We start from the raw sequence: 13441 nt of genomic DNA, 5'->3' as shown, positions 1-13441 counted from the left end.
GCCCTGCGCGGGGCCCCGGTTCCCCTTACCCTTCCCCGCATGGCTGCGGCTCACGGACGAATGTCGGACAGCGCTGATGGAACGGGCGACGTGCAGAACAGCGAGGAGGCGGACCGGCGTTCCGGTACTCCGGGACCCCCGGCCTTCCGGGCCGCGGTGGAGGCCCTGCGCGGCAGCCGGCTGCGGCCGCAGGTCGAGGTGGAGCCGACGCCGGCGCCACAGCGGCTCGCCCCGTACGCGTACGCGCTGGAGGCGGTGGTGGTCGACGGCGAGCAGGAGCTGGCCGACGGGCGGCTGGTGCTGCTGCACGACCCGGCCGGGCACGAGGCGTGGCGGGGTACGTTCCGGCTCGTGACGCTGGTGCGCGCGGAGCTGGAGCCGGAGATGGCGGCCGATCCGCTGCTGCCGGAGGTGTGCTGGTCGTGGCTGACCGGGGCGCTCCAGGCGCGCGGGCTGGCGTACGGGGAGCCGAGCGGCACGATCACGCGGGCGGCCTCGCACTACTTCGGCGGGCTCGCGGAGCGGCCCGCCGCCTCGCAGATCGAGATCCGGGCGTCGTGGACGCCGCGCGAGGGTCTCGGCGGGGTGCCGGACACCGCCGCGCACCTGGTCTCGTGGTGCGATCTGCTGGCGCAGGTGGCGGGCCTGCCGCCGGCCGGTCCGGGGGACGCGTCGGTGGTGACCCTGCCGCAGCGCCGGGGCCCGCAGTCCCGTTGAGCGGTCGCCGCGAAACGCCGTGTTGACCATCTCTTTGTCGATACGGCCACTTTCCGCACTCGAATCGCACCGGCTCGAACCGACTCGATCTTCGCATGATCGATCGCGTGTCCGAATTGCACAGATTGTTACTCACTAGATCGTGATCATTCCCTAAAGGCGGACGAGTTTGCTGCCGAAGACGACTGTGACCTTGAAAGCACGGTTCGTCCCGGCTTCCTCCCCACAAGCCGGCCCCGTCCCCCACCCAGGAGGCCTGGTGTCCGTTCTCCTCGAGCAACCCGCAAGCCTGGTCGCCTACCGCCCGAACAAGCCGACCGCCATGGTGGTCGTGGCCGACCCCCGCGTCCGCTCCACCGTCACCCGCCACCTGTGGGCGCTCGGCGTGCGCGATGTCATCGAGGCCTCGTCCATCGCGGAGGCTCGTCCCCGCATCGGCAACCCGCGCGACATCTGCGTCGCCGACGTCCACCTCCCCGACGGCTCCGGCCTCACCCTGCTGTCCGAGACCCGGGCCGCGGGCTGGCCCAACGGGCTCGCGCTGTCCGCCGCCGACGACATCGGCGCGGTCCGCAACGCGCTGGCCGGCGGGGTCAAGGGCTACGTCGTCACCGGCACCCGCACCAACATCGGGCTCCCCGCCCGGCCCGGCGCCGCCCCCCTCGGCGCCGCCGCCCGCATGCACCGGCGTCCCCCGGGCGCCCCGAGCCACCCGGGCGGCTACCGGGAGCTGTCCGGACGCGAGGTCGAGGTGCTGCGGCTGGTCGCGGAGGGCCAGTCGAACAAGGCGATCGGCGTGTCCATGGGCCTGTCCGCCCTCACCGTGAAGAGCCACCTCGCCCGTATCGCCCGCAAGCTGGGCACGGGCGACCGGGCCGGCATGGTGGCCGTCGCCCTGCGCACCGGGATCATCCACTGAGCCCACCGGATGCCCCCTTCGGCGCAATCCGGTGTTCGCGGGGTGAACCAGGCCGAACCCCGAGCTGACTGGTTTACGTCCCTCCCGCGCCCGTCGACGGAACGTTCCGTCGACGGGCGCGGTCCGCACACGGATACCCTTGACAGGTGACCGACGCCCAAGACACCGCAGCAGACAGCTCCCTGCGCATCACCGGAGGCACTCCTCCGGACGACGCCGGATCTTCTGTGACGGGGGCGCCGACTCCGTTGCTCGAACCCCGCGAGGGCATCCCGCCCGTGGTCACCGACGAGGCGGCCCTCGCCCGGGTGACCGCCGCCTTCGCCGCCGGCTCCGGCCCCGTCGCCGTGGACGCCGAGCGCGCCTCCGGCTACCGCTACGGCCAGCGCGCCTACCTGGTCCAGCTGCGCCGCGAGGGCGCCGGGACCGCGCTGATCGACCCCGTGGCCTGCCCCGACCTCTCCGGCCTCGGCGCGGCCCTGTCCGACGTCGAGTGGGTGCTGCACGCGGCCACCCAGGACCTGCCCTGCCTGCGGGAGATAGGCATGGTCCCGACCCGCCTGTTCGACACCGAACTGGCCGGCCGGCTCGCCGGTTTCCCCCGGGTCGGCCTCGGCGCCATGGTCGAGGGCGTCCTCGGCTACGTCCTGGAGAAGGGCCACTCCGCCGTCGACTGGTCGACCCGGCCGCTGCCCGAGCCGTGGCTGCGGTACGCCGCGCTCGACGTCGAGCTGCTCGTCGACCTGCGGGACGCCCTGGAGAAGGAGCTGGACCGGCAGGGCAAGCTGGAGTGGGCGCTCCAGGAGTTCGACGCCATCGCCGGCGCGCCGCCGGCCGAGCCGCGCAAGGACCCCTGGCGGCGCACGTCCGGGATGCACAAGGTGCGCCGGCGCCGGCAGCTCGCCGTGGTACGGGAGCTGTGGGAGACGCGGGACCGGATCGCGCAGCGCCGGGACGTGTCGCCGGGCAAGGTGCTCGGCGACGCGGCGATCGTGGAGGCCGCCCTCGCCCTGCCGGGCAATGTGCACGCCCTCGCCGCGCTGAACGGGTTCGGGCACCGGATGGGACGGCGGCAGCTGGAGCAGTGGCAGGCCGCCGTCGACCGGGCCAAGGGCCTCGCCGACAGCGCGCTGCCGCAGCCGGGGCAGCCGGTCACCGGACCGCCGCCGCCGCGCGCGTGGGCCGACAAGGACCCGGCCGCCGCGGCCCGGCTGTCCGCCGCCCGCGCGGGGGTGACGGCGCTGGCCGAGCGGCTCGGCATGCCGCAGGAGAACGTGATCTCCCCGGACACGGTGCGGCGGATCTGCTGGGAGCCGCCGACGCCCGCCGACGAGCGGACCGTGGGTGCAGCGCTGGCCGGGTACGGCGCGCGTCCGTGGCAGGCGGCCCTGGTGACGCCGGTCCTGGTGGAGGCGCTGTCGGCGAAGGCGCCGTAACGTCCGCGGGGCCGGGCGGGGACGTCGAGATCGCGCCAAGATCCCGGGGACGCCGGGGGAGGCACGGGGTGGCGGAACGCGGAAGCCGCCCCGTGGGCGGGGTCGAGCGCGCCCTCTCCGGGAGTGGTGATCTCGTGTGACCTTCGCCGCTCCCGCCTCCGGGACTGTGCAGCTACGTTACTCATAAGTAGCATGGGTTCTGAGCGCGCGCTCAGCGCAACGCAGCAGTGCCATCCCGCACCCTGGAGGAGAGCCATCGTGCCTCGTACCGTCAGGGACGTCGTCTTCGTCGACGGCGTCCGCACCCCGTTCGGCAAGGCGGGCCCGAAGGGCATCTACCACGAGACCCGTGCCGACGACCTCGTCGTGAAGGCGATCCGGGAGCTGCTGCGCCGCAACCCCGGCCTGGACCCCCAGAAGATCGACGAGGTCGCCATCGCCGCGACCACGCAGATCGGTGACCAGGGCCTGACCCTCGGCCGTACCGCGGGCATCCTCGCGGGCCTGCCGACGTCCGTCCCCGGCTACTCCATCGACCGCATGTGCGCCGGCGCGCTGACCGCCGTGACGACCACCGCGGGATCGATCGCGTTCGGCGCCTACGACGCCGTCATCGCCGGCGGCGTGGAGCACATGGGCCGCCACCCGATGGGCGAGGGCGTGGACCCGAACCCGCGGTTCGTGAGCGAGAAGCTCGTCGACGAGTCGGCCCTCTTCATGGGCATGACGGCGGAGAACCTGCACGACCGCTACCCGCAGATCACCAAGCTGCGCGCCGACGAGTACGCGGTGCGCTCGCAGGAGAAGGCCGCCAAGGCGTACGCCAACGGCAAGATCCAGCAGGACCTGGTGCCGATCTCGGTGCGCCGCACCACCCCCGAGGCCGGCGAGACGGGCTGGGGCCTGGTCACGGCCGACGAGCCGATGCGCCCGGGCACCACCCTGGAGAACCTGGCCGGTCTCAAGACGCCGTTCCGCGTGCACGGCCGGGTCACCGCGGGCAACGCGGCCGGTCTGAACGACGGCGCCACCGCGTCCATCATCGCCAGCGAGGACTTCGCCCGCGAGAACGGCCTGCCGGTCAAGATGCGCCTGGTGTCGTACGCCTTCGCGGGCGTCGAGCCGGAGGTCATGGGCTACGGCCCGATCCCGGCCACGGAGAAGGCCCTCGCCAAGGCGGGCCTGTCCATCTCCGACATCGGCCTGTTCGAGATCAACGAGGCCTTCGCCGTGCAGGTCCTGGCCTTCCTCGACCACTACGGCATCGCCGACGACGACGAGCGCGTCAACCAGTACGGCGGCGCCATCGCCTTCGGTCACCCGCTGGCCTCCTCCGGCGTCCGCCTGATGACGCAGCTGGCCCGCCAGTTCGAGGAGCAGCCGGACGTCCGCTACGGCCTGACCACCATGTGCGTCGGCTTCGGCATGGGCGCGACGGTCATCTGGGAGAACCCGCACTTCGAGGGGGACAAGTGAGCACCACCGCCGAGCTTTTGCAGCAGGCCTCGGACCTGTTCCCCGACGAGGTCGTCACCAGCGCGCACGTACGCCACTTCGAGCTGCCGTTCGGCGCCGGCCGGTTCGCGCTGATCACGCTGGACAACGGCCTGGACCACACCAAGCCGACCACCTTCGGCCCGGCCTCGCTGGCGAACCTGAACACCGCCATCGACCAGGTCGAGAAGGAGGCGGCCGACGGCGGGATCGTCGGTGTCGGCATCACCGGCAAGCCGTTCATCTTCGCGGTCGGCGCCGACCTCAAGGGCGTCGAGCTGCTGAAGGAGCACGAGCACGCGCTCGCCATCGGCAAGGGCGGCCACGAGGTCTTCAAGCGCCTCTCCGGCCTCGCGGTCCCGACCTTCGCCTACTACAACGGCGCGGCGATGGGCGGCGGCGTCGAGGTCGGCCTGCACTGCTCCTACCGGACCGTCTCCAAGGCGATCCCCGCGTTCTCGCTGCCCGAGGTCTTCCTCGGCCTGGTCCCCGGCTGGGGCGGCTGCACGCTGCTGCCGAACCTGATCGGCGCCGACAAGGCCGTCTCGGTCATCATCGAGAACTCGTTGAACCAGAACAAGCAACTCAAGGGCGCGCAGGTCTTCGAGCTGGGAATCGCCGACGCGCTCTTCGAGGGCGCCGACTTCCTGGAGCAGTCGCTGATCTGGACCGCGCGGGTCCTCCAGGGCGACGTCAAGGTCGAGCGCCCGGTGATCGACCGCGGTGAGGCCTGGGACCAGGCCGTCGCCCGGGGCCGGTTCATCGCCGACGGCAAGGTGCACGGCGCGGCCCCGGCCGCGTACCGCGCCTTGGACATCATCGCCGCCGCCCGCGACGAGGACCTCCAGCAGGGGTTCGACGCGGAGGACCAGGCCCTCGCCGACCTCATCATGGGCGGCGAACTGCGGTCCGGCATCTACGCGTTCAACCTCGTGCAGAAGCGCGGCAAGCGTCCCGCCGGCGCCCCGGACAAGAACCTGGCGCGTCCCGTCACCAAGGTGGGCGTGGTCGGCGCGGGTCTGATGGCCTCGCAGCTCGCCCTGCTCTTCCTGCGCCGCCTTGAGGTGCCGGTCGTGCTGACCGACATCGACCAGGAGCGCGTCGACAAGGGTGTGGGCTACGTCCACGCCGAGATCGACAAGCTGCTCGCCAAGGGCCGGGTCAACCAGGACAAGGCCAACCGCCTCAAGGCGCTGGTCACCGGTGTGCTGGACAAGGCCGAGGGCTTCGCGGACGCCGACTTCGTGATCGAGGCCGTGTTCGAGGAGATCGGGGTCAAGCAGCAGGTGTTCGCGGAGGTCGAGGCGGTCGCCCCGGCGCATGCGATCCTCGCCACCAACACCTCCTCGCTGTCCGTGTCCGAGATGGCGTCGAAGCTGAAGCACCCCGAGCGGGTCGTCGGCTTCCACTTCTTCAACCCGGTCGCGATCCTGCCGCTGCTGGAGATCGTCCGCGGCGAGCGGACGGACGACGCGTCCCTGGCGACCGCGTTCGCCGTCGCCAGGAAGCTGAAGAAGACCGCGGTGCTGGTGAAGGACGCCCCGGCGTTCGTCGTGAACCGCATCCTGACCCGCTTCATGGGCGAGATCCAGAACGTCATCGACGAGGGCACCCCGGTCGAGGTCGCCGAGAAGGCCGTCGAGCCGCTCGGCCTGCCGATGTCCCCGCTGGTCCTGCTGGAGCTGGTCGGCCCGGCGATCGGTCTGCACGTCTCCGAGACGCTGCACGGCGCATTCCCGGACCGGTTCACGGTCTCCCCGAACCTCAAGGCGGTCGTGGAGGCGGGCAAGCGCGGCTTCTACGTCTACGACAGCGGCAAGCCGGAGCTGGACCCGGAGGTCGCCGCGCTGCTCAAGCAGGGCGACACGGTGCTGACCGAGGAGCAGGTGCGGGCCCGGGTGCTGGACGCGGTGGCGCAGGAGATCGGGCTGATGCTCGACGAGGGCGTCGTCGCCGAGGCCCAGGACATCGACCTGTGCCTGATCACCGGCGCCGGCTGGCCCTTCCACCTGGGCGGCATCACGCCGTACCTGGACCGCGAGGGCGTCTCGGAGCGCGTGAACGGCAAGAGGTTCCTGGCCCCGGGCGTGGCGAGCGTCCCGGCGTAAGGCTCCGCGCACGGTCCCACGGTGCCCGGCACACCCCTCGGGTGTGCCGGGCACCGGCGTTGTGGCCCCGCGTCACGGGGTGCTCCGCCAGGTGGTCGTGCGGCCGGCCGGTCGGCGGTTCGCCGTCAGACCTGCCGCCACGCCTCCAGCGCCAGGCCCGGCTCGTCCTTGCGCCGGGTCAGCAGGAGCTGTCCGAGCGACGGGGACAGCGTCGCCGCCACCACCCGGCCGGTCTCGTCCGTCGTCAGCGACACCAGCGCGTCCAGCGGCAGTTCGGGACCCGACTCGGTCCACCAGGCCCCCGCCGACTCCTCCTCGGTCGGGTACGCGGCGAAGGCGACCCGGCGGTCCTCCGAGCGCTGGAGCAGCAGGGTGCAGTCGTAGCCGTCCAGGTCGCAGCGGACCGCCGCGACCGGGCCGGGGCCCGCCGCGGGCAGCAGCGTGGCCGGCTTGCCGCCGGGGCGCCACGCGCACAGGCCGCCGGAGGTGTCGGTGTAGAAGACGGTCGTGTTCTCCGGGGAGGTGGCCAGGGCACGCAGGGTGCCCGGGCGGACCGGGGCCTGAAGCGCCTCCTGGAGCACGGGCACGGCGCCCGGCGACTCCTGACGCCAGTACAGCAGGCCCTGGGGGACGGCCGCGTACAGCTCCACCGTGCCGGACTCCGCGGTGACCGCGGCCAGTCCGTCGCGCACCTCACGGCCCTTCAGGTCCCGCCAGGGGCCCCAGCCGCCCTTCTCCTTCTGCCCGAGCATGCTCACCCCGCCGCCCTGGTTCGGGACGAACACGTGGGCGCGGCCCTGCGCGTCGACCGCGACCGCGGGGGTGCCGGTGCGGTCGCCCTTCCGGTTCGGGTGGCCGATCGGGTGCCAGTCCAGGGCCGCCAGATGCGGGCGGAAGTGCGTGGAGTGCACCAGCCCGGCCTCGCCCTTGACGGTGGGCCGCCAGGAGACCAGGTGGGCGTAGTCGTCGGCGCCCTGGCCGACGGCCAGGACGGAGTGCAGCCGCTGTTCGCCGCCCACCCTGCGGGGAGCGGACCAGGGGCCGCCATGGCCGCGCTCCGCCCGGCACAGGACGGCTTCGCCCGACAGCTGGTAGACACTGAGCCGGCCGTCTCGGCCGCGAAGGAGCCAGTCGCCGTTCACCGGTTCACTGTAAGCCGCCCGGCACCGCCTCCGGGCCCGGCCCCCGGCCCCTGCCCCGGCCGTGGCAGGCTTGCCGTATGACCGGCCCCCTGGACGCATCGCCCTCCCCCGCCGCGCCGCTCGTCATCGTGGACGGCGCGAACGTCGTCGGCTCGCGGCCCGACGGCTGGTGGCGGGACCGCCGGGGGGCGGCCGAGCGGCTGCGGGACCGGCTGGCGGGCGAGGGCCTGCCCGGGCGCCCGGGGCCGGTGGAGATCGTGCTCGTGGTGGAGGGCGCGGCCCGGGGCGTGGCGTCGGTACCGGGCGTGCGGGTGGAGTCGGCGCCGGGCAGCGGGGACGACCGGATCGTGGAACTGACCGCCGCGAGCGCCGGCCGCGCCCGCCTGGTGGTGACCGCCGACCGTGAACTGCGGCGCCGGGTGACGGAGCTGGGCGCGGAGGTGACCGGGCCGCGCGCGGTCCTGGGCTGACCGGCGCCCGCCACGCGGACGCGGCCTGGGTTCCCGGCACCCGGGCGTACAGCACCGCGCCGTCCACCCGGCCCACCTCCGTGTAGTCCGCCGCGAGCAGGCGGCGCAGGGTGGGGACGCGGTCGGGGGCGTAGGGCTCGCCCCGGGAGTCGTCGACGACCAGGGCGGGGGCGTGCGCGGTCATCTCCCGCCGGAAGACCGGCCAGGCACCGGCGACGGCGTACTCCTCGCCGACCCGGGGGCCGTCCCGGCCGCCGCTGTAGTTGGTGAGCAGGCCCGCGGTGAGGTAGCGGGTGGCGGGGGTGCGGCCGGCCAGCCAGTACGTCTCCGGGTGTATGCCCCACACCAGGACCCGGTCGGCCGGTGCCGTGCGCTCGGTGAGGGCCGCCGCCAGCCGCTGGGCGTGCGCCAGTTCGGAGCGCGGGGCGAGCAGGCCCCAGCCGACGAAGACGGCGCAGGCGCAGGCGGAGGTGAGGACGGCGGCCGGGCGCCGCCGGGCCGGCAGGACGTGCAGCGCCGCGGTGGCCAGCAGGGCGAGCGGCGGGGTGAGTTGCAGGAAGTAGTGGCCGAAGAAGTGGCAGCCGACGATCACGGCGAGGGCCGAGGAGGCCAGCCACACCCAGAGGTCGGCGGTTTCGGCGCGGGCGACGCGCAGGGCCCGTACGACCGGGGGGAGCAGCCCCGCCGAAGCCGCCGCCAGGATCGCGGTGTTGGCCAGCGCGCGGCCGAGGGCGTGCGGTCCGGAGCCGGTGAGGGAGGCGTACGAGGCGGAGCCGGTCACCGTCCAGAACAGGAAGCCGGACGGGTTCGTGGCCAGGGCCGCGCCGAGCACGGGTACGGCGAACCCGGCCGCGAGCCGGGGCGCCCCGGTGCGCGTGGCGCCCCGCCGGTGCAGCAGCCAGAGCACCGGCAGCAGCACCGCGCCGCCGGTCTGCTTGGTCAGGAACGCGGCGGCGACGGCGGCCCCGGCCGTGCCCCACCGGCCGCGGTCCGCGCACCACAGGGCGGCGGCCGTGCCGGGCAGTATGAACACCTCGAAGGTGGCGGCCTGCGCGTCCTCGGGGTTGAGCCCGACCGACACCAGCAGGTACAGCACCCCGGCGGTGCGGCCGGCCCGGTCGCCCCAGCGGCGGCGGGCCAGGGAGGCCAGCAGGGCGGCGGTGAGCAGCTGGGCGAGGACGGCGAGCACCCTCAGCGGGGTGAGGGAGCCGGAGCCGCAGAGCGCGAACGCGGCCTCGTACAGCCAGGGCAGCAGCGGCGGTTTGCGGTCCACCACCGTCTCGTACAGCTGGCCGCCCTGGGCGAGCAGCCGGGCCTGTACGGCGAGGTAGCCCTCGTCCGGGTTCCACAGCGGGCGGGCGAAGGAGGGGATGCGGGTGGCGCAGGCCAGGGCCGCCAGCAGGGGCCCGAGCCGGGTCCAGTACGCCGTCCGGGTGACCTCGGTCCGTGCGGGGGCGAGTGGGGCGGCGAGCATGGCAGCACGCTATCCGCAGCCGCGGGCCCGGTGGCGGGACGTCGGGGGCCGGGAGTGTTGCCGGGGGGCGCCGGGACGGGGGTGCCGGCGGGTCAGCGGGGGCGCCCGGCCGGCGGCTGCGGGATGCCGCCGGCCGCGCCGCGCTCCCGCTGCCCGAGACGGCTGTGCGAACGGCCGTACAGGAAGTAGACGACGAAGCCGATCACCATCCAGATCGCGAACCGCAGCCAGGTCTCCGCGGGCAGGTTCAGCATCAGCCACAGCGAGGCGAGCACGGACAGCACCGGCACCAGCGGGACCAGCGGTGTGCGGAAGGCCCGGTGCAGGTCGGGGCGGGTGCGGCGGAGGATGATCACGCTGATCGCGACCACGATGAAGGCGAAGAGGGTGCCGATGTTCACCAGCTCGGCGAGTTCGCTGAGGCTGGTGAAGCCCGCGACGATCGCGATGATCCCGCCGAGCAGGATGGTCGACCGATAGGGGGTGCGGAACCGCGGGTGGGTGTGCGAGAAGAAGCGGGGCAGCAGCCCGTCGCGGCTCATGGCGAAGAAGACCCGGGACTGGCCCAGCAGCAGGATCATGCACACCGTGGTCAGTCCGATGGCGGCGCCGAAGCTGATCAGGCCCGCGTACCAGGGGTGCCCGGTGCTCTTGAAGGCGTCGGCGAGGGGCGCCTCGACCGACAGCGAGCTGTACTTCTGCATACCGGTCACGACGATCGACACGGCGACGTACAGGGCCGTGCAGATGACGAGGGAGCCCAGGATGCCGCGCGGGACGTCGCGCTGCGGGTTGCGGGTCTCCTCGGCGGCGGTGGCGACGACGTCGAAGCCGATGAAGGCGAAGAAGACCACGGAGGCGGCGGTGAAGATGCCCATGACGCCGAAGTTCTGCGGTGCCCACCCGAACATCAGCTGGATCAGCGGCGCCTTGAGGTTGCCGCCGGCCGCGGCGGACTGCGCCTTCGGGATGAACGGGTCGTAGTTGGCGCCGCGGACGAAGAAGGCACCCGCGACGATGACGACGAGGACCACGATCACCTTGACCGCGACGACCACGGAGGTGACCCGCGCGGACAGCTTCATGCCGACGACGAGGATGGCGGTGAGCCCCACGACGAGGGCCGCGGCGAGGATGTCGAAGCCGAAGCCGGTGGCGCCGTCCCGGCCGCTGAGCACCGCGGGCAGGTGCCAGCCCGCGTTGTCGAGCAGCGAGTGGATGTACCCCGACCAGCCGACGGCGACCACCGCCGTGCCCAGCGCCAGTTCCAGGACGAGGTCCCAGCCGATGGTCCAGGCGGGGAGTTCGCCGAGCGAGGCGTAGGAGAAGGTGTAGGCGGAGCCCGCCACGGGGACCGTGGAGGCGAACTCGGCGTAGCAGAGGGCGGCGAGCGCGCAGACGACACCGGCCACGACGAACGACAGCGAGACGGCGGGGCCCGCGGTGTTCTTGGCCGCCGTGCCGGTGAGGACGAAGATGCCGGTGCCGATGATGACCCCGACGCCGAAGACGGTCAGGTCCAGGGCGGTCAGGGACTTCTTGAGCGCGTGCTCGGGCTCCTCGGTGTCCTGGATGGACTGCTCGACGTTCTTCGTCCTGAAGAGCGCGTTGCTCACGTGCCCACCTCCCACGCTTGTCGTCCTCGACATGATCGAGAGGGCCGGGGAGCGGATTCCCCGGCACAGGCAGGTTCACGCAAACGGGCCGGTTCCGCCACCGGGGAGGGGCGGGACCGGCCCGTCGGGGCGCTCGGGTCCGGGTCAGTCGCGCGCGGGCTCCACGGAGTCCACGGGGCCGGCCGTGCCGTCGAGCCTGGAGACCAGACCGGTGACCTGGCGGGCGATGTCGGGCGCGGTGAGCCCGATCTCGGTGAGCACCTCGGCGCGCGAGGCGTGGTCGAGGAAGCGCGGCGGGATGCCGAAGTCGCGCAGCGGCACGTCCACGCCCGCGTCGCGCAGGGCCTGCGCGATCGCGGAGCCGACCCCGCCGACCCGGCTGTTGTCCTCGACGGTGACGACGACCCGGTGCCGCTCGGCCAGCGGGGCCAGCGCCTCGTCGACGGGCTTGACCCAGCGCGGGTCGACCACGGTGGTGGAGATGCCCTGCTTGTCCAGCAGCCCGGCGATCTCCAGGCACATCGGGGCGAGGGCCCCCACGGAGACCAGCAGCACGTCCGGGCTGTCGGTGCCGGGCTCGCGCAGGACGTCCATGCCGCCGACCCGGCCCACGGCGGGTACGGCGGGGCCGACGGCGCCCTTGGAGAAGCGCACCACGGTCGGCGCGTCCTCGACGGCGACGGCCTCGCGCAGCTGGGCCCGCACCTGGTCGGCGTCGCGCGGCGCGGCGAGCCGCAGCCCGGGCACGACCTGGAGGATCGACATGTCCCACATGCCGTTGTGGGAGGCGCCGTCGGTGCCGGTGACGCCGGCCCGGTCCAGGACGAAGGTCACCCCGCACTTGTGCAGGGCCACGTCCATCAGGACCTGGTCGAAGGCGCGGTTGAGGAAGGTGGCGTACACGGCGAACACCGGGTGCAGCCCGCCGTACGCCAGGCCCGCGGCGGAGACGGCGCCGTGCTGCTCGGCGATCCCGACGTCGTACACCCGTTCGGGGAAGCGCTTGGCGAACTTGTCCAGGCCGACCGGCTGGAGCATGGCGGCGGTGATGGCGACGATGTCGTCGCGCTCCTCGCCGAGCCGGACCATCTCCTCGCCGAAGACCGAGGTCCAGTCGGCGCCGGAGGAGGCGATCGGCAGGCCGGTGTCCGGGTGGATCTTGCCGACGGCGTGGAAGCGGTCGGCCTCGTCCTGGAGGGCGGGCTGGTAGCCGCGGCCCTTCTCGGTGAGGCAGTGCACGATGACCGGGCCGCCGAACCGCTTGGCGCGGGTCAGCGCCGACTCCAGCGCCTCGATGTCGTGGCCGTCGATCGGGCCGACGTACTTCAGGCCCAGGTCCTCGAACATGCCCTGCGGGGCGATGAAGTCCTTCAGCCCCTTCTTGGCGCCGTGCAGGGTCTCGTAGAGCGGCTTGCCGACCACCGGGGTGCGGTCGAGGATGTCCTTGGTCCGGGCGAGGAAGCGCTCGTAGCCGTCGGTCGTGCGCAGGGTCGCCAGGTGGTTGGCGAGGCCGCCGATGGTCGGGGCGTAGGAGCGCTCGTTGTCGTTGACGACGATGACGAGCGGGCGGTCCTTGGCCTCGGCGATGTTGTTCAGCGCCTCCCAGGCCATGCCGCCGGTCAGCGCCCCGTCACCGATCACGGCGACGACGTGGCTGTCCCGCTCGCGCAGCTGGTTGGCCTTGGCGATGCCGTCGGCCCAGCCGAGCACGGTCGAGGCGTGGCTGTTCTCGATGACGTCGTGCGCGGACTCGCCCTGGGCCGGGTAGCCGGACAGGCCGCCCTTCATCTTCAGCCGGGAGAAGTCCTGACGGCCGGTGAGGAGCTTGTGCACGTAGGACTGGTGGCCCGTGTCCCACAGGACCTTGTCCTTCGGGGACTCGAAGACCCGGTGCAGGGCGATGGTCAGTTCCACCACACCGAGGTTGGGGCCCAGGTGCCCGCCGGTCTTGGAGACCTCCTGGACGAGGAAGGTCCGGATCTCCTCCGCCAGCTGGTCCAGCTGCTCCAGGCTGAGCCGGTCCAGATCGCGCGGTCCCCTGATGCGGGTCAGCAGCGGCACCCGT

General features: G+C 73.2%; 9 protein-coding genes and 1 pseudogene. 6 read left to right on the top strand and 4 right to left on the bottom strand.

The window, feature by feature from the left end:
• The first annotated feature begins 39 nt into the window (after positions 1–39).
• The 5 genes from IF37_RS0114295 to IF37_RS0114275 all read left to right on the top strand — a co-directional run bounded on the left by IF37_RS0114295 (position 40) and on the right by IF37_RS0114275 (position 6674).
• The gene (locus tag IF37_RS0114295; RefSeq protein WP_079165731.1) at positions 40–717 is read left to right on the top strand and encodes a DUF3000 domain-containing protein; all 678 of its coding nucleotides are present in this window, start codon (positions 40–42) and stop codon (positions 715–717) included.
• A gap of 259 nt (positions 718–976) precedes the next feature.
• Entirely contained in the window at positions 977–1636 is a 660-nt protein-coding gene (locus tag IF37_RS0114290) for a response regulator transcription factor (RefSeq protein WP_014675646.1), read from the top strand.
• 146 nt (positions 1637–1782) lie between these two features.
• On the top strand, positions 1783–3072 hold the full coding sequence (locus IF37_RS0114285) for a ribonuclease D (RefSeq protein WP_079165730.1): 1290 nt from the start codon (positions 1783–1785) through the stop codon (positions 3070–3072).
• A gap of 258 nt (positions 3073–3330) precedes the next feature.
• Entirely contained in the window at positions 3331–4548 is a 1218-nt protein-coding gene (locus IF37_RS0114280) for an acetyl-CoA C-acyltransferase (RefSeq protein ID WP_030741702.1), read from the top strand.
• Complete coding sequence (locus tag IF37_RS0114275; protein ID WP_030741699.1) at positions 4545–6674, top strand: 3-hydroxyacyl-CoA dehydrogenase NAD-binding domain-containing protein; 2130 nt, start codon at positions 4545–4547, stop codon at positions 6672–6674. The genes IF37_RS0114280 and IF37_RS0114275 overlap by 4 nt, the downstream gene beginning before the upstream one ends.
• 125 nt (positions 6675–6799) lie before the next feature.
• Here the strand turns inward: IF37_RS0114275 and IF37_RS0114270 are convergent, their stop codons facing one another.
• A complete protein-coding gene (locus IF37_RS0114270) occupies positions 6800–7816 on the bottom strand; it encodes a hypothetical protein (RefSeq protein WP_030741696.1) in 1017 nt (338 codons plus the stop codon).
• Positions 7817–7893: 77 nt separating this feature from the next.
• Here IF37_RS0114270 and IF37_RS45745 point away from each other — a divergent pair, with 77 nt between their 5' ends.
• Positions 7894–8286: an NTP pyrophosphohydrolase gene (locus tag IF37_RS45745; protein ID WP_079165729.1), complete on the top strand. Its 393-nt coding sequence runs from the start codon at positions 7894–7896 to the stop codon at positions 8284–8286.
• Between the two features lie 40 nt (positions 8287–8326).
• On the opposite strand, the pseudogene IF37_RS0114265 reads toward IF37_RS45745, so the two are convergent.
• The 3 genes and pseudogenes from IF37_RS0114265 to dxs all read right to left on the bottom strand — a co-directional run.
• A pseudogene (locus tag IF37_RS0114265) lies at positions 8327–9760 on the bottom strand (ArnT family glycosyltransferase); the annotation flags it as partial.
• A gap of 92 nt (positions 9761–9852) precedes the next feature.
• Positions 9853–11376 carry an amino acid permease gene (locus IF37_RS0114260; protein ID WP_030741688.1) on the bottom strand — a complete coding sequence of 508 codons (1524 nt, stop codon included), beginning with the start codon at positions 11374–11376 and terminating at the stop codon, positions 9853–9855.
• A gap of 144 nt (positions 11377–11520) precedes the next feature.
• Positions 11521–13437 (bottom strand): 1-deoxy-D-xylulose-5-phosphate synthase, encoded by a 1917-nt coding sequence (gene dxs / locus IF37_RS0114255; protein WP_030741686.1) that lies wholly within the window; start codon positions 13435–13437, stop codon positions 11521–11523.
• Positions 13438–13441 lie beyond the last annotated feature (4 nt).

This window comes from Streptomyces sp. NRRL S-31 (assembly GCF_000718775.1).
Lineage (GTDB): Bacteria > Actinomycetota > Actinomycetes > Streptomycetales > Streptomycetaceae > Streptomyces.
Note: the sequence above shows the minus strand (reverse complement) of the source record. Positions and strands in the feature narration are given on the sequence as shown.